This window comes from Ornithinimicrobium kibberense, assembly GCF_006519705.1.
Classification (GTDB): domain Bacteria; phylum Actinomycetota; class Actinomycetes; order Actinomycetales; family Dermatophilaceae; genus Ornithinicoccus; species Ornithinicoccus kibberensis.
In genome coordinates, this window is sequence record NZ_VFXM01000010.1 from 138,887 (window position 1) to 160,653 (window position 21,767).

General features: G+C 74.5%; 21 protein-coding genes and 1 pseudogene. 15 read left to right on the forward strand and 7 right to left on the reverse strand.

Annotated elements, in window-relative coordinates; genetic code table 11:
* The first annotated feature begins 14 nt into the window (after positions 1 to 14).
* The 5 genes and pseudogenes from FJR00_RS10225 (at position 15) to FJR00_RS10240 (ending at position 3,204) form a co-directional block, all read left to right on the forward strand.
* Positions 15 to 326, forward strand: a complete 312-nt coding sequence (locus tag FJR00_RS10225; protein WP_141338629.1) for a UBP-type zinc finger domain-containing protein — start codon at positions 15 to 17, stop codon at positions 324 to 326.
* Positions 327 to 352: 26 nt separating this feature from the next.
* A pseudogene (locus tag FJR00_RS10230) lies at positions 353 to 997 on the forward strand (DUF5996 family protein); the annotation flags it as partial.
* A gap of 119 nt (positions 998 to 1,116) precedes the next feature.
* Positions 1,117 to 1,272 (forward strand): DUF5996 family protein, encoded by a 156-nt coding sequence (locus FJR00_RS16665; RefSeq protein ID WP_377466685.1) that lies wholly within the window; start codon positions 1,117 to 1,119, stop codon positions 1,270 to 1,272.
* Positions 1,273 to 1,336: 64 nt separating this feature from the next.
* Complete coding sequence (locus FJR00_RS10235; protein WP_141338630.1) at positions 1,337 to 1,933, forward strand: NADPH-dependent FMN reductase; 597 nt, start codon at positions 1,337 to 1,339, stop codon at positions 1,931 to 1,933.
* A 149-nt stretch (positions 1,934 to 2,082) separates the two neighbouring features.
* The gene (locus tag FJR00_RS10240; RefSeq protein ID WP_141338631.1) at positions 2,083 to 3,204 is read left to right on the forward strand and encodes a maleylacetate reductase; all 1,122 of its coding nucleotides are present in this window, start codon (positions 2,083 to 2,085) and stop codon (positions 3,202 to 3,204) included.
* A gap of 26 nt (positions 3,205 to 3,230) precedes the next feature.
* Here the strand turns inward: FJR00_RS10240 and FJR00_RS10245 are convergent, their stop codons facing one another.
* Complete coding sequence (locus tag FJR00_RS10245; protein ID WP_238330428.1) at positions 3,231 to 3,863, reverse strand: alpha/beta hydrolase; 633 nt, start codon at positions 3,861 to 3,863, stop codon at positions 3,231 to 3,233.
* Positions 3,860 to 4,825, reverse strand: a complete 966-nt coding sequence (locus FJR00_RS10250; protein ID WP_141338633.1) for a ring-cleaving dioxygenase — start codon at positions 4,823 to 4,825, stop codon at positions 3,860 to 3,862. Before FJR00_RS10250 ends, FJR00_RS10245 begins: the two co-directional genes overlap by 4 nt.
* Before the next feature lie 147 nt (positions 4,826 to 4,972).
* On the opposite strand from FJR00_RS10250, the gene FJR00_RS10255 reads away from it, so the two are divergent.
* Complete coding sequence (locus FJR00_RS10255; RefSeq protein WP_141338634.1) at positions 4,973 to 5,536, forward strand: MarR family winged helix-turn-helix transcriptional regulator; 564 nt, start codon at positions 4,973 to 4,975, stop codon at positions 5,534 to 5,536.
* Here the strand turns inward: FJR00_RS10255 and FJR00_RS10260 are convergent.
* Positions 5,452 to 5,772 (reverse strand): rhodanese-like domain-containing protein, encoded by a 321-nt coding sequence (locus FJR00_RS10260; RefSeq protein WP_075958633.1) that lies wholly within the window; start codon positions 5,770 to 5,772, stop codon positions 5,452 to 5,454. The genes FJR00_RS10255 and FJR00_RS10260 overlap by 85 nt on opposite strands.
* 134 nt (positions 5,773 to 5,906) lie before the next feature.
* Between FJR00_RS10260 and FJR00_RS10265 the strand changes: the two genes are divergently transcribed.
* The 5 genes from FJR00_RS10265 to FJR00_RS10280 are packed head-to-tail and all read left to right on the forward strand — an operon-like array spanning position 5,907 to position 11,845.
* Positions 5,907 to 7,592, forward strand: coding sequence for a ribonuclease J (locus tag FJR00_RS10265; protein ID WP_141338635.1), 1,686 nt, complete (start codon positions 5,907 to 5,909; stop codon positions 7,590 to 7,592).
* Between the two features lie 45 nt (positions 7,593 to 7,637).
* A complete protein-coding gene (locus FJR00_RS10270; RefSeq protein ID WP_141338636.1) occupies positions 7,638 to 8,174 on the forward strand; it encodes a hypothetical protein in 537 nt (178 codons plus the stop codon).
* Complete coding sequence (locus FJR00_RS10275) at positions 8,171 to 9,085, forward strand: ABC transporter ATP-binding protein (protein ID WP_141338637.1); 915 nt, start codon at positions 8,171 to 8,173, stop codon at positions 9,083 to 9,085. The genes FJR00_RS10270 and FJR00_RS10275 overlap by 4 nt, the downstream gene beginning before the upstream one ends.
* Positions 9,082 to 10,713 carry an ABC transporter permease gene (locus tag FJR00_RS15760; protein ID WP_181409583.1) on the forward strand — a complete coding sequence of 544 codons (1,632 nt, stop codon included), beginning with the start codon at positions 9,082 to 9,084 and terminating at the stop codon, positions 10,711 to 10,713. The genes FJR00_RS10275 and FJR00_RS15760 overlap by 4 nt, the downstream gene beginning before the upstream one ends.
* A 4-nt stretch (positions 10,714 to 10,717) precedes the next feature.
* Entirely contained in the window at positions 10,718 to 11,845 is a 1,128-nt protein-coding gene (locus FJR00_RS10280) for a lycopene cyclase family protein (RefSeq protein ID WP_181409584.1), read from the forward strand.
* 4 nt (positions 11,846 to 11,849) lie between these two features.
* Here the strand turns inward: FJR00_RS10280 and ctlX are convergent, their stop codons facing one another.
* A complete protein-coding gene (ctlX, locus tag FJR00_RS10285; protein ID WP_141338639.1) occupies positions 11,850 to 12,878 on the reverse strand; it encodes a citrulline utilization hydrolase CtlX in 1,029 nt (342 codons plus the stop codon).
* Between the two features lie 79 nt (positions 12,879 to 12,957).
* On the opposite strand from ctlX, the gene FJR00_RS10290 reads away from it, so the two are divergent.
* Both FJR00_RS10290 and FJR00_RS10295 read left to right on the forward strand, forming a co-directional pair.
* Positions 12,958 to 13,890 carry an NAD-dependent epimerase/dehydratase family protein gene (locus tag FJR00_RS10290; protein WP_141338640.1) on the forward strand — a complete coding sequence of 311 codons (933 nt, stop codon included), beginning with the start codon at positions 12,958 to 12,960 and terminating at the stop codon, positions 13,888 to 13,890.
* Positions 13,891 to 13,996: 106 nt separating this feature from the next.
* Positions 13,997 to 14,425 carry a hypothetical protein gene (locus FJR00_RS10295; protein WP_141338641.1) on the forward strand — a complete coding sequence of 143 codons (429 nt, stop codon included), beginning with the start codon at positions 13,997 to 13,999 and terminating at the stop codon, positions 14,423 to 14,425.
* A 16-nt stretch (positions 14,426 to 14,441) separates the two neighbouring features.
* On the opposite strand, the gene FJR00_RS10300 is transcribed toward FJR00_RS10295, so the two are convergent.
* A complete protein-coding gene (locus FJR00_RS10300; protein WP_141338642.1) occupies positions 14,442 to 14,840 on the reverse strand; it encodes a DoxX family protein in 399 nt (132 codons plus the stop codon).
* A 167-nt stretch (positions 14,841 to 15,007) separates the two neighbouring features.
* Here FJR00_RS10300 and FJR00_RS10305 point away from each other — a divergent pair, with 167 nt between their 5' ends.
* The gene (locus tag FJR00_RS10305) at positions 15,008 to 15,907 is read left to right on the forward strand and encodes an SDR family oxidoreductase (RefSeq protein WP_141338643.1); all 900 of its coding nucleotides are present in this window, start codon (positions 15,008 to 15,010) and stop codon (positions 15,905 to 15,907) included.
* 44 nt (positions 15,908 to 15,951) lie between these two features.
* Here the strand turns inward: FJR00_RS10305 and FJR00_RS10310 are convergent, their stop codons facing one another.
* On the reverse strand, positions 15,952 to 17,220 hold the full coding sequence (locus tag FJR00_RS10310) for a YbjN domain-containing protein (RefSeq protein WP_141338644.1): 1,269 nt from the start codon (positions 17,218 to 17,220) through the stop codon (positions 15,952 to 15,954).
* Between the two features lie 47 nt (positions 17,221 to 17,267).
* Positions 17,268 to 17,639, reverse strand: coding sequence for a hypothetical protein (locus FJR00_RS10315; protein ID WP_141338645.1), 372 nt, complete (start codon positions 17,637 to 17,639; stop codon positions 17,268 to 17,270).
* A gap of 237 nt (positions 17,640 to 17,876) precedes the next feature.
* On the opposite strand from FJR00_RS10315, the gene FJR00_RS10320 reads away from it, so the two are divergent.
* A complete protein-coding gene (locus FJR00_RS10320) occupies positions 17,877 to 21,731 on the forward strand; it encodes an nSTAND1 domain-containing NTPase (RefSeq protein WP_141338646.1) in 3,855 nt (1,284 codons plus the stop codon).
* Positions 21,732 to 21,767: the final 36 nt, after the last annotated feature.

Sequence of the window (21,767 nt, forward strand, 5' to 3'; positions counted from 1 at the left end):
CCCGAGGAGAAGCCATGGCCATGCCTCCCTGCACGCACCTGGACACGGTGCGCGACGTCATACCCTCCGCCCAGGGGTGCGAGGAGTGCCTGCGGACGGGGGACAGCTGGGTCCACCTGCGCATCTGCATGACGTGCGGGCACGTCGGGTGCTGCGACAGCTCGCCCAACCAGCACGCGACGGCGCACTGGCACCAGCACGACGACCATCCGTTGATCCGGTCGTTCGAGCCGGGGGAGGACTGGTGGTGGTGCTACGCCGACGCGGTGGCGTTCGAGGTCCCCGGGGCAGGACCGGCGCCGTCCTACGACCCCTCCTCGACGTGACGGGCTCCGCCTGGCCCGAGCTGCCGGTGGACGGGTGGGTCGACACGCGCGACACGTTCACCCTCTGGCTGCAGGTCGTGGGCAAGATCCGGATCGCCCGGACCCCGCTGCTCAACCACTGGTGGAACGCCCCGCTGTACCTGACCGGCCGGGGCCTGACGACCTCCCTGATGCCCGACCGGCCCGGTCGCAGCTTCACCATCGACCTCGACCTCGTGGACCACCGGCTCGACATCGTGACCACCACGGGGGAGGCCGGGTCGATGGCCCTGGAGCCGAGGTCGGTCCGGGACTTCCACGCCGAGCTGATGGCACGGCTGGACGAGCTCGACCTGGCCACGGAGATCTGGCCGGTGCCCGTGGAGATCCCGGGAGCCGTCCCGTTCGCCGACGACGAGGTGCACGACGCCTACGACGCCGCGGCCGTGACGAGGTTCTGGCGTGCGATGGTCGAGACCGAGCGGGTCTTCGACGTCTTCCGGGCCCGGTTCGTGGGCAAGTCGAGCCCGGTGCACCTGTTCTGGGGCGCGCTGGACCTGGCGACCACGCGCTTCTCGGGACGCGAGGCCCCTCCGCACCCCGGGGGCGTACCGAACTGCGGGCCGCACGTCATGCACGAGGCCTACTCGCACGAGGTCAGCAGCGCGGGGTACTGGCCCGGTGGCGAGGGGGAGGGCATCTTCTACTCCTACGCCTACCCCGAACCGGACGGCTTCCGGGCGTGCTCGCCGGGGCCCCCGCTGCGCGCTTCGACGAGGCGCTGGGCGAGGCCGTCCTGCCGTACACGGCCGTGCGCACCGCCGACGACCCGGACGCGGTGCTGCTGGACTTCCTCCAGAGCACCTACGAGGCGGTGGCCACGACGGCCGGGTGGGACCGGGCGGCCCTGGCGCGCCGGGCTGTGACGCGGACCACGGCGGGCGGGGGAACATCCTCCGGTAGTTGACGCTTCACAGACGTGAGGGTGCGAGGGACGCGCCCCGACGTGCTGTGCAGAGGAGAACGACACCGTGACGAAGATCGCCATGGTGACCGGCAGCGTCCGTCCGGGACGCAGGAGCCTCGAGGTCGCCGCCTGGGTGAAGTCGCTCGCCGACGCCCGCGGCGACGCCGACTTCGAGATCCTGGACCTGGCCGACTTCGACCTTCCGGTGTTCGCCGAGCCGGCCTCGCCGTCCGTGGCCCCGCCGGAGAGCGAGGCCGGGCAGCGGTGGTCGAGGGCCGTCGAGGGCTACGACGGCTACGTCTTCGTGGTGCCGGAGTACAACCACTCGGTCACCGGGGCGCTGAAGAACGCGATCGACTACCTCTCGCCGGAGCTGCAGGACAAGGCCGCCGCGTTCGTGTCCTACGGCGCCGTCGGCGGGGCCCGTGCGGTCGAGCACCTGCGCGGGATCCTGTCCCAGATGCAGATGGCCCACGTCCGGGCGACCGTGTCGCTGTCGCTGTTCCACGACTTCGAGAACTTCTCCGAGCTCGCCCCGACGGGGCCGGTCGTGCAGTCGGTCGGCCCGATGCTCGACCAGCTGCTGCGCTGGACCCGTGCGATGGCGGCCGTGCGGGGCGGGGAGTTCGACGCCGAGGAGGGCTCGGAGGCCGCGGCCTGACGCCCGCGGGGCCCGGGCTCAGCGGGCGTGGCGCGAACAACGCCCGTCACGGATCCTCCCTCTCCCGGCGGACACCCTCGATCCTAGAGGGAGGGGTACGACGTGGGTGGGCCGGCGCACCCCGGGAGCCTGCGGGCAGGATGGGCATCATGACGACACCCGAGCCCGCCCCGGACCGGTTGGCCTTCGAGCACCGCGTCCTGCCCCAGCGCGTCCTCTTCGGCAGCGGGTCCGCCGCCGAGCACCTGCGTGCCGAGCTCGGGCGGCAGGGTGCGCTGCGGCCGATGGTTGTGGTGACGTCCAGCTCCGCCGGGACCGCCCGCCGCCTGCTCGACGGGGTGGAGGTGGCGGTGTGGTTCGACGAGGTGGTCCAGCACGTGCCGGTGGGCACCGCAGAGAAGGCGCGCGCGGTCGCGCAGGATCACGGTGTCGACCTGGTCGTCAGCGTCGGGGGCGGCTCGGCCACCGGGCTCGCCAAGGCCGTGGCCCTGACGACCGGCCTGCCGGTGGTGGCCGTGCCCACGACCTACTCCGGGTCCGAGGCGACGGATGTGTGGGGCCTGACGCAGGAGGGGCGAAAGACCACCGGATCGGACGAGCGGGTCCTGCCGAGGGCGGTCGTCTACGACGCCGAGCTCACCGTGTCGATGCCGGTGGGGCTGAGCGTGGCCAGCGGGCTGAACGCGATGGCCCACTGCGTGGACTCCCTGTGGGGGCCGACGGCGAACCCGGTCGCGACCGGCCTGGCCGTCGAGGGGGCACGGCTGCTGGGCGCCGGCCTCCCGCTCGTCGTCGCGGACCCTGGGGGCCTGCGCGGGCGTGAGCTGACGTTGGCCGGTGCCTACCTGGCCGCGGTGGCCTTCGCCGGCGCCGGGTCGGGGCTGCACCACAAGATCTGCCACGTGCTCGGCGGCCGCTTCGACCTGCCGCACGCACGGACCCATGCCGTCGTGCTTCCGCACGTGCTGGCCTTCAACGCCCCCGCGGCCCCGGAGGCCGTGCTGCGGCTCGCCGGGGCGCTCGGCGCCGACGACGCGGTGGGCGGCCTCGACGCCCTCTACGGCGACCTCGACGCCCCGCGGTCCCTGCGCGAGCTGGGTCTGCGGGAGGAGGACCTGCCCGAGGCCACGGACCTCGTCCTGGAGCAGGCCCCCCCGTCCAACCCCCGGCCCGTCGACCGCGAGAACCTCCGGGATCTGCTGCGAGGGGCGTGGGCGGGGGAGCCGATGGTCGCCGGCACGCGGTCGAGCGCCGGCACGCGGTCGAGCTGACGCCCGGGCAGGCCCCGGTCGCCGGGTCAGCTGGCCCGCGCCACGGCCTCCCGGCCCCGGGCCAGGTCCTGCGGGAAGATGCCGTGGCCCCCCGCGCGCAGGTGCTGCTCGACGTCGGCGCCCCGGTCCCGGAGCACCTCGACGAGCCGGGTCACGCTCTCCAGCGGGGCCATCGGGTCCTCGCGACCGTTCAGCGTCGTGACCTGGACGCCGTCCAGGGAGACGGCCTCGTCCCGGTCGGCGAAGGGGTACATCCCGGAGAAGGCCACCACCCGGTCGAGCACGTCGGGGTGCAGCATCGCGGTGGCCAGGGCGATGTTGGCGCCGTTGGAGAAGCCCACGGCGACCAGCGGGCGCCCGACCAACCCGTGGTGCGCACGCGCGGCGGTCACGAAGCCGGCCAGCTCCCCGGCGCGGGCCACGACGTCGTCGACGTCGAAGACGCCCTCACCCAGGCGGCGGAACCAGCGCGGCATGCCCTGCTCCCGAACCCGCCCGCGTGGGGCGAGGACGGCCGCCCGCGGGTCCAGCTCGGGGGCCAGCGCGGAGATCTCCTGCTCGTTGCCGCCCGTCCCGTGCAGGAGGAGCAGCACCGGGGCGTCGGCGTCACCGGGGGTGAACAGGTGGGGCCAGTCCCGCACGGTGTCCGCGGCGCTCACTGCTCCACCGCCGGGTTGTTCTCCTGCGGCAGCGCGATCGGGGCGACCGAGTGCTCGATGGCCTCGCGGCTGGGCTCCAGCCATGGCGGCAGCTTGAGCGAGCGGCCGAGCTCGAGCAGGGGCTCGTCGACGTCGAAGCCCGGGGTGTCGGTGGCGATCTCGAACAGCACGCCGCCGGGCTCGCGGAAGTAGATCGAGGTGAAGTACTGCCGGTCCAGGATCGAGGTCACGTGGTGGCCCCGCTCGACCAGCTCCTGGCGCCACTGCTCCTGCGTCGCCTGGTCGGGGACCCGGAAGGCGATGTGGTGGACCGTGCCGCCGGCGGTCAGCCCGTCCTGGGCGCGGGGGTCGGCGACGACGTCGACGAAGCAGCCGGGGCCGCCCTCACCGGCCGCCACGCGCGTGCGGGTGCCGTCCTCCTCGACGATGCTCATGCCGAGGTCCTCGGTGAGCACCCGCAGCGTCCCGGCGGGGTCCCCCACGGTGAGGACCGAGGAGTGCTGGCCCCGGACGGCGTGCTCGGCCGGGACGGAGGCGGAGTCCCACGGGTCGCGCGGGTCGGTGGTCGATGAGGCGACCAGCTCGATGACCAGGCCGTCCGGGTCGCGGACGAGGAGACGGTCCTCACCGGTGCTCGAGGTCAGGGTGGGCTCGACGCCCAGGCCGGCGAAGTGGTCCTTCCACCAGCCGAGGCTGTCCTGCGGGACCGAGAAGGCGGTCGAGGTGGACTGGCCGGCACCGACACGGCCCTTCGGGACCCCGCGCCAGGGGAAGAAGGTCATCAGCGACCCGGGGTTGCCGGACTCGTCGCCGTAGTAGAGGTGGTAGGTCGACGGGTCGTCGAAGTTGACGGTGCGCTTGACAAGACGCAGCCCCAGGCCCTCGATGTAGAAGTCGATGTTGCGCTGGGGGTCGCCGGCGATCGCGGTCACGTGGTGCAGGCCGCTGGTCCGTGCGGTCATGGTGTCCCTCCTCAGGGGTCGGGTCCGACGGGGGTAGCGTCGGCATCACCCTGGTCAACGGGCAGCGTCCCGATATTATTTCCGTGGAAACTGTTTCCCGGTCAACGACAGTCGCGGCACGTGACCGGCGACAGGAGGAGGAGCGGCATGACGGCATCCGGGAGGCACGGCGGCGGCCACGAGCTGGCGCCGGCCGTCAGCACCGACCCGGTGTCCCTCTGGGGGCACGTCATCGAGGGCTTCCAGCGCACGAACCGTCACCTGCACCGGACGGTCGAGCAGGAGCTCTCGCTGACGCCCGCCGAGTCCGAGGCCCTGCTCCGCCTGGTGCGCAGCCCCGAGCACCGGCTGCCGATGGCCGAGCTCGCCGGCCAGGTCGCCTTCAGCACCGGGGGGGTGAGCAAGGTCGCCGACCGGCTGGCCAGGCGTGCGCTGGTCCGCCGGGTGCCCAGCGAGGAGGACCGCCGGGTCACCTTCCTGGCCCTCACCCGCGAGGGCGAGGAGGTCGCCGCACGTCTGCAGGAGCACGTCGCGCAGGTCGTCCGGTCGACGTTCGTGGACGTGCTCGGCCGGGAGCGCGCCACCGCGGTGGCGGAGGCGATGGCGGTGCTGGCCGGGGCGGACCCTCAGGCGGCGAGCCGGCCGGTCACGACCGGTCGGCCGGCGGCCGTCCAGGCGGAGGTGCCGCCGTCGACCGAGACGGCCTCGTAGCCCAGGGCGGTCAGCAGGTCGGCCATCGACCGGCTGCGGTTCCCGGTCTGGCAGATCACGTGGACGGGGCGGTTCCTCGGCACGCCCGACAGGGAGGACATGATGCGGCTCATCGGGGCGAGCACGGCGCCGGGGACGTGGCCGTCGACGTACTCGGCCGCCTCGCGGACGTCCAGCACGAAGGCGCCGTCGGCGTGACGGGCGGCGAAGGTCTCGATGGAGATCGTCGTGGTCATGTCCCCATGATACCCCGGGGGGTATGTGCGGACGCAAACTCTCGGTGGGCCGGCGCCCCGGGGACGAGTAGGGTCGACCCCAGCACCGGCGTGAGGCGCCGGAGACCCCATACCCCCTGACGACGAGGAGATCCATGAGCCACCCGCACCCCGAGCTGGGCAACCCGCCCTCACTTCCCCGCAACGGTCTGCGGGTGGTGCCGCTGGGAGGCCTGGGCGAGGTCGGCCGCAACATGACCGTCCTGGAGCACCGCGGCAAGCTGCTCGTCATCGACTGCGGCGTGCTCTTCCCCGAGGAGCACCAGCCCGGCGTCGACGTCATCCTGCCCGACTTCTCCATGCTCCGGGACCGGCTGCAGGACATCGTGGCGATCGTGCTCACCCACGGGCACGAGGACCACATCGGGGCGGTGCCCTACCTGCTCAAGGAGCGGGGCGACATCCCCGTCGTCGGCTCGCGGCTGACGCTGGCCTTCATCGAGGCCAAGCTCAAGGAGCACCGGATCAGGCCCAACACGGTCCAGGTGGCCGAGGGCGACCGGCAGACGTTCGGGCCGTTCGACTGCGAGTTCATCGCCGTCAACCACTCGATCCCGGACGGGCTCGCGGTGGCCGTGCGCACCGCGGCCGGGCTGCTGCTGCACACCGGCGACTTCAAGATGGACCAGTTCCCGCTGGACGAGCGGCTGACCGACCTGCGCGCCTTCGCCCGGCTGGGCGACGAGGGTGTGGACCTGTTCCTCGTCGACTCCACCAACGCCGAGGTGCCCGGGTTCACCACCGCCGAGCGCGACCTCACGCCGGCCATCGAGACCGTCTTCCGCACGGCTCCCGGCCGGATCGTCGTCTCCAGCTTCGCCAGCCACGTGCACCGCATCCAGCAGGTGCTCGACGCGGCCCACGAGCACAAGCGCAAGGTGGCCTTCGTCGGCCGCTCGATGGTGCGCAACATGAAGATCGCCCAGGACCTGGGCTACCTGCGGGTGCCGCGGGGGCTGGTCGTGGACGTCAAGAAGCTGGACGACCTGCCGCCGGAGAAGGTGACGCTGGTCAGCACCGGGTCGCAGGGCGAGCCGATGGCCGCGCTGTCCCGGATGGCCAACCGCGACCACCAGATCCGCATCGGCGAGGGCGACACCGTGCTGCTGGCCAGCTCCCTGATCCCCGGCAACGAGAACGCCGTCTCCCGCGTCATCAACGGCCTCACCCGGTGGGGCGCCAAGGTCGTCCACCAGGGCAACGCCAAGGTGCACGTCTCCGGGCACGCCAGCGCCGGCGAGCTGGTCTACTGCTACAACCTCATCAAGCCGCGCAACGTGCTGCCCGTCCACGGCGAGTGGCGCCACCTGCGGGCCAACGCCGACCTGGCGATCGCCACGGGCCTGGAGCCCGAGCGGGTGCCGGTCATCGACGACGGCATGGTCGTCGACCTCGTCGACGGCAGGGTCAAGGTCACCGGCAAGGTGCGCGCCGGCTACGTCTACGTCTCCGCCGGCACCGTCGGCGACGTCACCGAGGACGAGCTGCGCGACCGGGTCACCCTCAGCCGGCAGGGCACGGTGACCATCGTCGCGCTCGTGGACGCCGACACCGGGCAGCTGACCGAGCCGCCGGACTTCGTCGGCCGCGGGCTTGGCACCGACGAGTCGATCTTCGAGGCCGCCGTCCCGGTGATCGAGAAGGCCCTCGCGGACGCCGCGGCCAACGGCATCGGCGACCACGCCGAGCTGGAGCAGCGGATCGAGCGGGCCGTGTCGCGGTGGGCCGAGCGCAAGCACCGCCGCAACCCGCTCATCATCCCGGTGGTCATCGAGGCCTGAGGGAGCGTCGGCGGCGGCGGATAGGCTCAGGGCGGAGGTGGATCCATGCTGGTCCGGCTGATTCCGCTGCTGCTGATCCTGGCCGTGCTCGTGGCGCTCTACGTCCTGCTGCAGCGGGCGAGGTCCGTCGGGCACGACCCCGGTCCTGCGCGGGTCGGGGCGGGGCCCGTCGGCAACGGCGACCCGGGGGACGCCGGCGACACCGGTGACCCTGTCGACGCAGGGGACCGGCACGCCCGGGCCGTGCGGGCCGCCCGCGAGCTCGTGCGGCAGGCCGAGGCCGCGCACGCACGGACGGTGGCGCGGGCCCAGGAGCGGTTGACGCTGGCCGAGCTCGAGGCGCAGCGGGACGCCGACGGCGGACGGGCGGCGCAGCGGGTCGAGGCGGCCCGCCGCGAGCTGACGGCCGTGCGGGCCGACACCGAGGAGCTGGACCGGGCGCGGATGACCCTGGAGGACCTCGAGGGTGCCGGGCCGCTGCGGGGCGACCTGCCGCCCCCGCCCGACGACGACCGGGGCGACGACGACCGCGGGCGTGGGGACGACGACGGGCCCGACGGACCACCGGAGAGGACACGATGAGCGAGCAGCTGGTCCGGATCGAGGGCCTGGACAAGAGGTTCGGCAGGGTGCAGGCCCTCGACGGGCTCGACCTGGAGGTCACCCGCGGCGAGGTGCACGGCTTCCTGGGGCCCAACGGGTCCGGCAAGTCGACGACCATCCGCGTGCTGCTGGGGCTGATGCGCGCCGACGGCGGGACCGTCCGGCTCTTCGACGGCGACCCGTGGGCCGACGCCGTCCGGCTGCACCGGCACCTGGCCTACGTCCCCGGCGACGTGACGCTGTGGCCGGGCCTGACCGGCGGGCAGTGCATCGACGTCCTGGCCCGCGCGCACGGCCACATCGACGAGCGGCGCCGCGCCGAGCTCGTCGAGCGCTTCGACCTGGACCCGACGCGGCGGTCCCGCGACTACTCCAAGGGCAACCGGCAGAAGGTCTCCCTCGTGGCGGCGCTGGCCGCCGACGTGGAGCTGCTCGTCCTCGACGAGCCGACCGCCGGGCTGGACCCGCTCATGGAGCAGGTCTTCCAGCAGGTCGTGCACGAACGACGGGCCGAGGGCACGACCGTGCTGCTGTCCAGCCACCTGCTCGGCGAGGTCGAGGCGCTGGCCGACCGGGTCTCGATCATCCGCGCGGGGCGCACGGTGACGACGGGCACGCTGACCGAGCTGCGACGGCATACCCACAGCCAGGTGCGGGCGGTGACGGTGCGGGCCCCGGCCCTGGACCGCCTCGGCGGGCTGGAGGACGTGCGCACCGGCACCGACGAGGAGGGGCGCACCGAGCTGCACGCCAGCGCCGAGCCGGACGCCGTCGGCGCGCTGGTCGGCGCCCTCCACGACGCCGGGATCCACACGCTGACGGTGACCCCGCCGAGCCTGGACGACCTCTTCCTCAAGGCCTACGCGACGCCGGAGGCGGAGCGGGCATGACCGGCACGCACCGGGAGGCGCGCTCCCTCGGGGCCGGCCTGGACGGCGTGGGCACGATGACGCTCATCGCGCTGCGCACCGGCTGGAAGGGCCTGGCCGCGTGGGTGCTGGCGCTCGTCGGGGTGATGGCGCTCACCGGGGCCTCGATCGGGGCCCTCTACGACACGCCGGAGAAGATCCGGGGGTATGCCGAGTCCCTCGGCGGCGACGCCATGGCCGTGCTCAACGGCCGGGTGGCGGGGCTGGACACGATCGGCGGGGTGTTCGCCAACGAGTTCGGCTTCGTGCTCTCCTTCGGGCTGCCGCTCATGGCGATCGCGCTGACCAGCCGGGCCACGCGCCGGGACGAGGAGGCCGGGCGGCTCGAGCTGCTGCTGGCCGCCCGGATCGGGCGTCGCGCCCCGCTGCTGGCCGCGGTGCTCGTCGCCTCCGGCGCGGTGCTGTTGACCGGGCTGGGCTGCGGCGCGGCGATGGCCGCCTTCGGGGCGGACCCCGCGGGGTCGCTCCTCTACGGGCTGGGGATCGCCGCCCTGGGCTTCGTCTTCGTCGGCCTGACCGCGGTGGCCGCCCAGGTGGTCGAGCACGCCCGGGCGGTGTGGGGGATCGGGCTGGCGCTGACGGTCGTGTCCTACCTGCTGCGCGGGGTCGGTGCCCTCGAGCGCAACGCCCTCGTCTGGGTCTCGCCCCACGGCTGGGTGGACGAGGTGCGGGCCTTCGGCGACGCCCGGGCCTGGCCCCTGCTGCTCGCGCTCGTGGTCGGCCTGGTGCTGGTCGCGCTGGCGTTCCGGCTGCTCGACCGGCGGGACGTCGGCAGCGCCCTCGTCCAGCCCCGGCGCTCCGTGGCCCGGGCCTCGACGGCGCTGCGGACCCCGCTGGGCCTGGCCGTCCGCCAGCACCGGGGGGCGGTGGTGGGCTGGACCGTCGTGGGCGCGGCCCTCATGGGCGTGTACGGCTCCCTGGCCCAGGCCGTCATCGACGTCATCACCGAGAACCGGGCGCTCGGCGGGTTTCTCGGGGCCGACGTCGAGGCCGCGGCCGAGGTGGTCCTGCGCACGGTGATGTCGACCTTCCTCATGATGCTGGGGATGCTCGTGGCCGCCTTCGTCATCGCGGGGATCGGCACCCTGCGCAAGGAGGAGGAGAGCGGGCGGCTGGAGGTCGGGCTGTCCTCCTCGCGGTCCCGAGCCTCCTGGCTCGGGGTGCACGTGCTCGTCGTCCTGGCCGGCGCCCTCGTCGTCGGCCTGGTCGGCGCGGTCTCGCTCGGCGTGACCACCGCCGCCTCGCTCGGCGACGACGCCTGGGTGGCGGACGTGCTCGAGGGGTCGCTGGCGCACGGCGCCGCGGTGCTCCTCTTCGCCGGGCTGGCCGTGGCGCTCCTGGGCTGGCGGCCGCGCTGGCACGGGCTGGCCTGGGCGGCGCTCGCGGCGGGTGCCGTGCTCGCCTACCTCGGGCCGGGCTTCGACCTGCCCGACCCGCTGCTCGACGCCTCGCCGTTCCTCGCCGTCGGGCGCGACGTGGTCGGCGAGGGGGCCTCCACGACCGGGGTGGTCGTGCTGCTCGTGCTCGCGGTCCTGCTCACCGTGGCCGGGTTCGTGGGCTTCCGCCGACGCGACGTCCCGGTGGTCTGAGGTGGTGCCTCACGACGTCGCGGTGGTCGGCCTGGGCCCCGCCGGCCGGGCCCTGGCCTCCCGCTGCCTCGCGCGCGGGCTGTCGGTGCTCGCCGTCGACCCGCGGCCGGACACGGTCTGGACGCCCACCTACGGCGTCTGGGCCGACGAGCTCGGCGACCTGCCCGCGTCCGTGGTCAGGGCCCGCACGGGGGACCCGTGGATCCGGGTGCACGGCGACCACCCGCTCGGGCGGGAGTACGTCGTCCTCGACAACGCCGCCGTTCAGGCCGCCCTGCCCCTCGACGGCGCCGAGGTCCGCCGGGCCCGGCTGACCGACGACGAGGTGGCCGCCCTGCGTGCGCAGGCCCGGACCGTCGTGGACGCACGCGGTGCCCGGCCCGAGGGGCGGGTGGCCGACGACCCCGCGCCGGCGCAGACGGCATACGGGATCGTCGTCCCCGCGGCCGCGGCCGTCCCGGCCCTTCAGGGCGCCGAGGGGCTGCTCATGGACTGGCGCACGGACTGGACCGACGATCCCGAGCCGACCGGCACGCCGACCTTCCTCTACGCGATCCCGCTGGGGCAGGACCGGGTGCTGCTGGAGGAGACCTGCCTGGCGGCGGCGCCCGGGATGCCGGTCGAGGAGCTGCGGTCCCGGCTGCGGCACCGCCTGCTCTCCCGCGGCGTCGACCCGGCCGCCGTCGACACCCCGCTGGAGCGCGAGGTCGTCCGGATCCCCATGCGCGGCCGCGGACGACCGGCGCCCGAGGGCGTGGTCGCCGTCGGGGTCGCCGGCCGCGGGGGCAACCTGGTGACCGGCTACTCGGTGGCGCACGCGCTGCGCAGCGCCGACGGGCTCGCGGCGAAGGTCGCCGACGGGACGCTGACCGACGCGGACCCGGCCGGCCCCGCGGACCTGCTGCGCGAGGCCGGGCTCCGCGCACTGCTGCGGCTGGACACGGCCGGCACGCTGGCGCTGTTCGAGGCGTTCGGGCGGCTGCCGAGGCGGCAGCAGCGCGACTTCATGTCCCGGGACTCCGACGCCGCCGGGCTGGCCCGGGCGATGTGGGGGATGTTCGGGGGTATGCCGTGGGCCGCCCGCGCCGAGCTGGTGCGGGCGACGCTGGGCCCGGGCCGGGCCGGCGGCTGACCCGTCAGCCCGTGCCCTCCGCGACGTCCTGGCCGTCGGCGGTGTGCGGGTGCTCGTCGATCGCCACGGCGGTGGCCGTCGGCTCCCCGCCCTCGGCGGGGCGAGGGTCGAGGTGGACGCCGGCGATCATGCAGCGCACGGACCCGCCGGCCAGCTCGATCGTCGGCACGTCGACGGACACGATCTCGCAGGAGCGCTCGATCTCCGCGACCTGGTCGGGGCGCAGGCTGCGCCGGGCGCTGCCGGACATCGCCATGACGTAGCGCTTGGTCCCGTCCGGCCGGCGGCCGCACAGCTCCACGGCGTTGCCGGCGAACTGCCGCACCTGCTCCTCGGTGATCTCCACGACCCGACGGCCGTTGACCGACAGGCGCTCGCGCACCTCCTGCCGGCGCTGCTCGTCGGGGATCATCCCCAGGGCCACGAGCGCGACGTCGGTGCCGATGCAGGCGATGACGTTGGTGTGGTAGACCGGCACGCCCCCCGAGTCGAGGGCCTCGAAGGCCATCGGCTCGTAGCGGAAGTCGGTGCAGAAGCGCTCCAGCACGTTGGTGTCGGCGCGGCTGCTGACCGCGGTGTAGGCCACCCGCGAGATGTGGTCGAGGACCATCGCCCCGGTGCCCTCGAGGAAGATGCCGTCGGGCTCCAGGCCGGAGTAGTCGATGATCGTCTGCACCCGGTACGTCGACTTGAGCATCTCCAGGACGTCCCCGCGGCGCTCGTGGCGGCGGTTGGAGGCGTACATCGGGTAGACGGCGACGTAACCGCCCTGGTGGGTGGAGAGCCAGTTGTTGGGGAAGACGCTGTCGGGCCGGGTGTGGTCGTCGTCGTCGAAGACGTGCACCCGCACGCCGACGTCGCGCAGCGCCCCGGCGAGGGCGTCCATCTCGGCCAGCGCCTGCCGCGACGTCTCCTCCGTGGGCTGCCCCTCGGGGATGACGTGCTGGAAGGCGTTGTCGGCGGCGGTCGCCGGGTTGGGGACGAACTTGGTCGCGCGGACGAGGATGACGGACGAGGGGGCCTGTGCGCTCACGAGCAGAATGTATGCGATGCCCGGCCGGCCGGACGCATCCGTGGCACCGGCCGGTGACCGGGCCGGTACGGTGCCGCCCATGAAGGTCCTCGTCACCGGAAGCTCGGGCTTCCTGGGCTCCTCGGTGGTCCCCGGCCTCGTCGCGGGGGGCCACGAGGTCGTCGGCGCCGACGTACGGGACCCCGCCCGCCCGACCCCGGGGGCGGTGCACGTGCGGATGGACGTGCGCGAGCGGCATACCGTGCAGGAGGTCCTGGCCGGGCACCGCCCGGAGGTGGTGGTCCACCTGGCCAGCGTCGTCACCCCCGGCAAGGACTCGGACCGGGCGCGCGAGCGGGCCGTCGACGTCGACGGGACGCGGCACGTGCTGGACGCCTGCCGCGAGCACGGGGTCCGACGGATCGTCGTGAGCTCGAGCGGGGCGGCGTACGGCTATCACGCCGACAACCCGGTCCCGCTGACCGAGGACGACCCGCTGCGGGGCAACCCCGAGTTCGCCTACGCCGACCACAAGCGGCAGGTGGAGGAGATGCTCGCCGTCGAGCGGGCGCGCACCCCGACCCTGGAGCAGGTGGTCCTGCGCATCGGCACGATCCTGGGGGAGCGGGTCGACAACCAGATCACCCGCCTGTGGTCGGGGCGGTTCATCCTCCGGCTGGCCGGCGCGGAGTCGCCGTTCGTGCTCGTGTGGGACGAGGACGTCGTGCGGGTCGTCGTGGCCGCGGTGACCTCGCCGACGACCGGGGTGTTCAACGTCGCGGGGGAGGGCACGGTGACCGTGCCGGAGATCGCGAGGGCCCTGGGCAGGCGGACGCTGACGGTGCCCGAGCCGGCGCTGCGGACGGTGCTGGCCGTCGGCAGACGGCTGGGGCTGACCGCCTACGGCCCCGAGCAGACGGTGTTCCTCGCGCACCGGCCGGTGCTGGACGCCTCCCGCCTGCACGAGCTCGGCGTCGAGGTCGCGCCGACGCGCGAGGTGCTGCGCAGGTATGCCGCGCTGAGGCGTCGATGACGCTGCGACCCTTGTGATCTCGCAGACATTCCGGCGCCGTTTCGGGGTGGCGGGTCTAGCGTTGGAGCTGAGGTCGACGACGACCTCCCCGACGAAGGAGCCGATCATGAGGAGTGCACGGATCAGGGCCAGCGCAGCTGCTGTCGGGGCGGCGGCGATGCTGGTCACGGTAGGCGTGTCGGGGGCGACGGCGGCACCGCCGGCACCATGGTTGCCGGACGCCGACCTGGTGTGCGGGAGCACGGTCGTGACGGCCGACCAGTGGGTGCACAACCCGAGCTCGAGTGTCCTGTTCATCACCGCCGGTGACCTGGCCGGCCACTACGTCATCAAGGACGTGACCGGCTACCTCGTCCCGGGCCTGATCCCGGCGGCCGAGATCCCCGCGGACTACGCGGCCTACCCCCTCGCCCTGCAGTGGGACCGTGGTCGCAAGGAAGGTCTCGAGACGGAAACCTGCCTGGTCGTGTCCCGTTTCGCTCACATGGACGCGACGATCATCGGGCCGGTCTCCCTGACGAAGGTCTCGGGCTGACCCGGTCCCGGCGGGGCTACCGTCGGTCGCCCCGCCGGAACCAGCCGCCGCCGTAGAGCGCCCACAGCACGAGCACGGGCTGGAAGAACAGGCGGAGCAGCCGCTTGCGGTCGGTGTCCAGGCCGAAGGCGTCGGTGCCCTCGACGTACTGCGCCACGTTGCCGGGGAAGATCACCACGAAGAAGGCCGCGAGGAGGGCACCGACCAGCCGCTTGCGGCGGGGCAGGACGACGAACGAGGCACCGAGCGCGATCTCGACGACGCCCGACCCGAGCACGGTGAGGTCCTCGTCCAGCGGGAACCAGTCCGGCACCTGGGCCTGGAACTCCTGCCGCTGGGTGGTCAGGTGGGCCACCCCGGCCCCCACCATGGCCAGGCCGAGGGTGATGCGGGCGGCGGTGCGCAGGAACGACATGGAGGGAGACTACGCGGCCACGGGCGTCCCGGCCGCGAGGTCGCGAGCGAAGGCCCTACCCCGGCCGCCACGTGCGGAGTAGCGTCACCCTCAGGACGACAGGGGTGTCGACCGACCGGCCGACCGGTCGCCCTCACGGGTCGCGGAGGCGACCACGAGGAGGAGCCATGATCCTGGTCTGCGGCGCCACGGGAGAGCTGGGCGGACGCGTCGTCCGTCGTCTGGTGCAGGACGGGCGGACGGTCCGGGCGCTCGTCCGGCCGACGACCGACGCGGGTGCGCTCGAGGCCCTGGGGGTGGAGGTCGTCCGTGGGGACCTGCGCGACCCGGCCAGCCTCGCGCGGGCCGTGGAGGGGGTCGACACGGTCGTCACCACGGCCAACGCCCTCGCGCGGTCGCTGGCGGGGGACAAGGAGCTGAGCGTGCGCGACGTCGACGTCGAGGGCAACCAGCACCTCGTGACGGCGGCCGACGAGGCCGGGGTGCGCAGGTTCGTCTTCCTCTCCGCCGCGGGTTTCGACCGGGGTGCCGGCGCCCGGGCCCCGTTCGTGGCGGCCAAGCGGGCGACCGAGCGGGCGCTGCGGGCGACGGGCATGGAGGCGGTGGTCGTCCGGCCCGACATGTTCCAGGAGGTCTGGCTCGCCGGCGCGGGCGGCATCGACGTGGCGCGGGGCAGGGCCGTCGTCTACGGCAAGGGCGACGCCGCCCACCGCTACGTCGCGATCGACGACGTCGCGGCCCTGGTGGCCCATCTCGCGGTCGCGGAGTCCGTGCCGTCGGAGGTGGAGTTCGGCGGCCCCGAGGCGATCACCCCCAACGAGGCGGTGGCCGCCTTCGAGCGGGCCGCCGGCCGCTCCTTCACCGTCCGGCACGTGCCCCGGCCCGTGCTCGGGGTGGCCAGCCGGGTCCTGGCCCGGCCCCGGCCGGCGCTGGCCTCGGTCATGGCGATGGCCCTCCACTCCGACACCCACCCCAGCACCTGTGACGACAGGCCGCTCCGGGAGGCGGGGATCGAGCCACGGGCAGCGTCCGACCACATCCGGCAGGTGGCGGCGCCGGCGACCTGAGGAGGGGGCGTCGAGGGCTGAGACGCCCGGAGTGCCTCCCCGACCTATCCCTCCGCCTGGCCGAAGGTCACCACGTGCCGCAGGGCGGCGCGCAGGTCCCGGACGGACGACTGCCAACGGTGCAGCTCCTCGGTGGCGGCGCGGGCCCTCTCCACGTCCCCGGCCTCCCGCGCCTCGTCCACCGCCCCCCGCCCGGAGATCGTGCGCTCCTCCGCGATCCGGATGAAGCGCAGGATGAGCGCACGGTCGTGGTGGCACACGTCGGCCACCAGGGCCGGCTCCAGCGGGACCGGGCCCTCCCGGTCCAGGTTGAGCAGGGTCAGCAGCTCCTCCGGAAGCCCGTCCGGTGCCTGGCCGGAGCCGAGGTCGCCCTCCTCCTGCCCGCCCGTGCCGTCCCGCGTGTCCGGGGTGGCCGAGGCAGTCTCCACCCCTCCCGGCCCACGGCCCGTCATGACGTCGATCCAGCGGCGGCCCTGGACGCGCACGGCCAGGGCGTCGTCGAGACGGTCCAGCTCGCGGCCCATGAGCTCGATCATCCCGACCAGGTGCCGGGGCACGAAGGGCAGGCTCGGGATGGCCACGCTGGCCACCACCTGGCGTCCCACGAGGTGGAACTTGGCGAAGACCGACTCCCGGTTGAGGATGCCCACCTCCCGTCGCGCCGCCTCCAGGTCGGCGACGTCCTGCACGAGGATGGCGAAGATGCTCACCACCGGCTGGGCGTCGGCCGTGCGGACGTAGACGAGGGTCGTCCCGAACACGATCGGCACGTCACCGTCTGCGTCCCGCCGGGGCGGGTGCCCCATCGTGGCGTGCAGCGTCGTCTCGACCGCCTGCCGCAGCTCGGCCGGGGTGGTCACCCGCACCGGCTCGTCCAGGTCGATCTCGGGCCGCACCGCCACGTCGTCCGCGGGGTCGGGCGGGGCGATCGTCAGGCTCCCGGCGTCGAGGAACGCCGGGTGCGGGGCCCCCACGACGTGCCGGAGCGTGTCGGACACGACCGCCGCGAGCAGGTGCGCGTGGGTGCGGGGACGCTCGAGGAGGTATGCCGTGGGCGACTCCTCCCGCCACCCCAGCGATCCCAGGTGCCGCCGGTTCTGCTCGTCCAGCGCCGGGCGTCCCTCGGGGATCCGCAGCTCGGCGTGCAGCACCTCACCGTCGGGCCGCACCTCCAGCGCGGGTGCGCTCTCGGATCCGGCCCCGTAGGGGGTGATGCGCAACGGCTCGGTGGCCGTCGCCAGGTGCGCGGCCAGCCGCGTGAGGAACCCGGCCCACCCGACCTCGGTGGCGCGGTCCAGGTCGAACCCGTCCATCCCCCGACCTTAGACCTGCGACGCCGCAGCGGTGTCGGTCCGCGAGATCAGACGAAGGTCTGGTCCGCCTCCCAGGCGGCGTAGAGCCGGCGCTCCTGCTCCTCGGTCATGCCGAAGGCCTCGACGAACAGGTTCAGCGTGCTGGCCGTCACGAGACGGCCCGTGAGTGCCCGGGAGACCCGGTCCTTCAGGCTGCGGGGGACCGACGACCGCGCGGCGGTCGTCCCACCGCCGCCACCGTCCCGCACCGCGGCGGCCAGGACGTGGGCGACCCCCGCCTGGTTCGGCAGCTGGCTGCTGTTGCGGCGGGTGTGCCGCTGCCACCGTCGCCGGCAGCGCAGGTCCGTGAGCAGCACCTCCGCGAGCGCTGCCGACGTCCGGGGGAACTCCACCCGCGGATCGGTGTCGACGGTGGACAACGGCGTCCTCCTTCGAGTGGGTGCGGTGCGGGTCGGGGTGCCTGGCCCCCTGCAGCCAGGCACCCACCACTCCTGTGTAGCCGTCCGAGGCGTACGGGCGCCAGCCGGCTGTGGATATCCGTACGACTCCGTACACCGTAGGCCGCTGACCTGCGGCTGAGACGTGGGTGCGACACAAGGGTGGGAGGCTGTCCGAGGTTGTCCGTACGCTCTCCCTGCGACGAAAGGAGGCCCTCAGTGAGCCGCGCACCCGACTCGATGGCGTCCTTCGCCGGCGACCTCTCCGAGCTGCGCCGGCGGGCCGGACGGTCGGTGCGCGACGTCGCCCGCGCGACCGGCGTCCCGTCCGCCACCCTCGGCGGCTACTTCGCCGGACGGCACCTGCCGCCGGCCAACCGTCCGGAGGTGCTCGAGGGTGTCCTGCGGGAGTGCCAGGTCCCCGAGGCGGAACGGTCCGCCTGGCACCGCCGGCTCCAGGACCTGCACGAGCAGCGCCGGCAGGTGGTGACGCGCACGCCCTACCCCGGGCTGCGCCCGTTCGGCGCCGAGGAGCACGACCTGTTCTTCGGCCGGGAGGAGCTGCTCGACCGCCTGCTCACCCTGGTCCAGACGGCCGCGGGCACGACCCCTCACCTCGTCACGGTGGTCGGACCCTCGGGGTCGGGCAAGTCCTCGCTCCTGCGGGCGGGGCTCCAGCCGGCCCTGGGGGCCGAAGGCTGCACCGTGCTGACCCCGACCCAGGCCGGGGAGCGGGGGTCGGGGTGGGTCGAGGGTGCGGCCGGGACGGACCCGGGCGGCGGGCCCGACGCGACCGACCGGGGCGGCAGGGGTGGAGGCGCCGTCGGCCGGGTGCTCGTCGTCGACCAGCTCGAGGAGCTGTGGACCCACCCCGACCTGCGCGCCCGGGCGGAGGAGCTGGTCGCCGACCTGACGGCGTGGGCGGCCGCCTCGCCGGGGCGGGTGGTGGTGCTGGGCCTGCGCGCCGACTTCTACGGCGAGGCCATGACCTTGCCGGGTCTGGCGCAGGCCCTGCAGCACCACCAGCTGCTCGTCGAGCCGCTCAGGCTGCCCGAGATGAGGTCGGCCATCGAGGGGCCGGCGCGCCAGGTGGGGCTGGTCCTGGAGCAGGGCCTGGCCGAGCTGATCCTCGCGGACGTCCGGCCCGACACCGTCGGATCGGTGCTGCCGCACCTGGCGCACGTGCTGGACACCATGTGGCGCTCCAGCGACCGACGGGCGCTGACCGTGGCCGGCTACCGGGACGCCGGCGGCTTCGAGGGGGCGATCCGGCAGTCCGCCGAGGAGGTCCTGGCCTCCCTCCCGGCCGACCGCCGGGACCTGGCCATGACGCTGCTGCTGCGGATGGTGACGACCGCGCCCGCCCAGGGGTGGACCCGACGCCTGGTGCCGCTCGAGGAGCTGCTGGCCGCCGCCCCGGAGGCCCGGGCGGTCCTGGACCGCCTCGTCGAGGGACGGCTGGTGGTGGTGCGGACCGACGACGCGACGCTCAGCCACGAGTCGCTCGTGGGTGCGTGGCCGCGCCTGCGGGAGGCCGTGGACGCCCGCCGTGGCGACCTGGCCCGACGTGAGGCGGTCGAACGGGCCGCCCGCGACTGGGACGCCGCCGGCCGGGGCGAGGACCACCTGCTGCGGGGCTCCCGGCTCCAGGCCGTCGACGAGTGGCGGTCTACCGCCCAGGACCCGTTGACGCCGCTGCAGGAGGACTACGTCACGGCCAGCCGGGAGCTGGCCGCACGGATGGCGGACGAGCAGGCGGCCAGACGACGGCGGAGCCGGGCCGTCAGCGCCGTGCTCGCGCTGCTGCTGGTCGCCACCACGGTGGCCTCCCTGGTGGCCCTGCGCTGGTGGGACCGCGCCAAGGACGAGCGCGACCAGGCGCAGTCGCGGCAGATGGCCGTGGCCGCCGAGAGCCTGCGGGACCGCGACCCCCTGCTCTCGCGCCAGCTCGCGCTGGCCGCGTTCCGCACCGCCCCCACGCGCGAGGGCCGATCGGCCCTCCTGGACGCGACGACGACCCCGGTCCTCGGCGACTGGGCCGACCCCGAGGGGGCGGTGCTCGACCGGGCCGTCCCGCTGCCCGACGGGGAGCACCTCGTGCTGGCCGGTTCGGCCGGGGGCGTGGTCGTGGTCCGCCACGCCGAGGGCGGCACCGGGGCGTGGGAGGTGGTGGCCCGCCTGCGGGACGTGGTCGAGGGCGTCGAGGCGCCCTCCGTGGTCCGGCTCGCGGCCCATCCCGACCGGCCCTGGGTGGTCGTCGGCGGCACCGCGGTGCCGGAGGGCGCGCAGGAGGGGACCGGCACGGGCGAGCCGATGCTGGCCGTGCTCGACCTGACCGACCCGACCGGGCCGGTCGCCCACCGCCTCGAGGTCCCGGCACCGCCGACCGCGATGACCTTCGCCGACGCCGGGAGGACCCTCGTCGTGGCCGCCGACGGTGTGCTCCACCGGTATGCCGTCGGGGCCGGCCGTGGCGGGTCCGCCGCCGCCGACGACAGGCAGGCCCCGGTCGACGCGCAGCCGCTGGAGGGCACGACCGACGTCGGCGTCCTCGTCGAGGCCCTGGGGGCCGGCGACGACGGGCAGGTCCTCGCGGCCGCCGGGGCCGACGGCACCGTCTCGGTCTGGCAGGTGGGACCGGGAAGCGGTGAGCTGGAGGAGGTCGGCGCACTGGACACCGGGCGCGACCTCTTCGACCTCGACGTCAGCGCGGACGGGACGGCCGTGGCCGCGGTCGGCCGGTCCGGGCTGGTCCACTGGATCGAGGTCGCCGGCGACGGGCTGGAGGAGACGCACCGCCCCTACGGCTCCGACACCAACCTGTTCGCCGTCCACATTGACGACGGCAGCGGGCTGCTGGCCGCCGCCGGGTGGGACGGGCAGGTGTCCCTGTGGCGCCTCGGCCAGGACGGCCCGGTGACGGAGTCGCCCAGCCTCGTCCTGCCCTCGCCCCGGCCGGTCTTCGACGTCGCCGTCGCCCAGGGCCGGTGGCTGTTCACCACGATGGGCGGGACGACCTACACCTGGGACTCCCAGGGATCGGCGCTGCCGCGGCTGGCGGGCAACGTGTTCACGGTCGCCGCCTCGGCCGGGGGCGACCGCTGGCTGACGGCGACCGGGCCGCCCGACGGTGCCGTCCAGGTGTGGGACGCCTGGCGGCCCCACGCCCCGCGCCTGCTGCACACGTTGCGGCCCGACGGCGGGGACACCTCGACCGGGACGGGGGCGGTCAGCCACGACGGTTCCGTCGTGGCCACCGGCACGACCGAGGGTCGCGTCGTCGTCTGGCGGCTCGAGGGCAGCACGTCCGAGGTCGTCGTCGACCTGCCCGTGTCCGACGGGGGCATCCCCGTCGTGCTGCTGACGCACGACGCGGAGCGTCTGGTCGCCGTCGGTCGCGACGGCCGCGTCGCGGTCGTGGGGCTGACCGGGCAGGAGAGAGGGCGGCTGCTCGACGAGGTCACCGTTCCGGGGGAGGTCTTCACCGTCGCGGTGCGCGAGGACGGTCTGCTGGCCGTGCCGGACGGGACCGGGGAGGTGCGGCTGGTGCACGTCGACGACCCGCAGCGGACCCTGGGGCGGATCGGCACCGGCCTGACCGTCTACGGGGCGGACTTCTCCCCGGACGGCACCACCCTGGTGCTCGCGGCCTCCGACGAACGGGTCCACCTCTACGACGTGTCCGACCCCGCCCGTCCGACAGCGGCCGGGGACCCGCTGTCGGGTCCGTCGGCCATCCCCAACGGGGTGCGTTTCGCCCCCGACGGACAGCGGCTCGCGGCCGCGGTCGACGAGGGCGAGGCCTGGCTGTGGACGCGGGGTGCGGACGGGTGGCGGCCGACCGAGGTGCTCGGTGCCGGCCTGGTCAACCTGCAGGACGTGGCCTGGTCGTCGGACGGGACGGTTCTGCTCGGCGGCGGGCTCTCGGGGCGCACCCGGCTGTGGCTGACCGACGTGGACCTGGCGACCACGAGCGTGTGCGGCGCCGTGCAGCAGGACGTCACCCGGGAGGAGTGGGAGGGCCTGCTGCCGGGCACCGGCTACCGCCCGCCGTGCGCCGTCGGGGACCCCTGAGGCGACGGCCCGAGGTCCCTCGGCGCCGTCGCGACG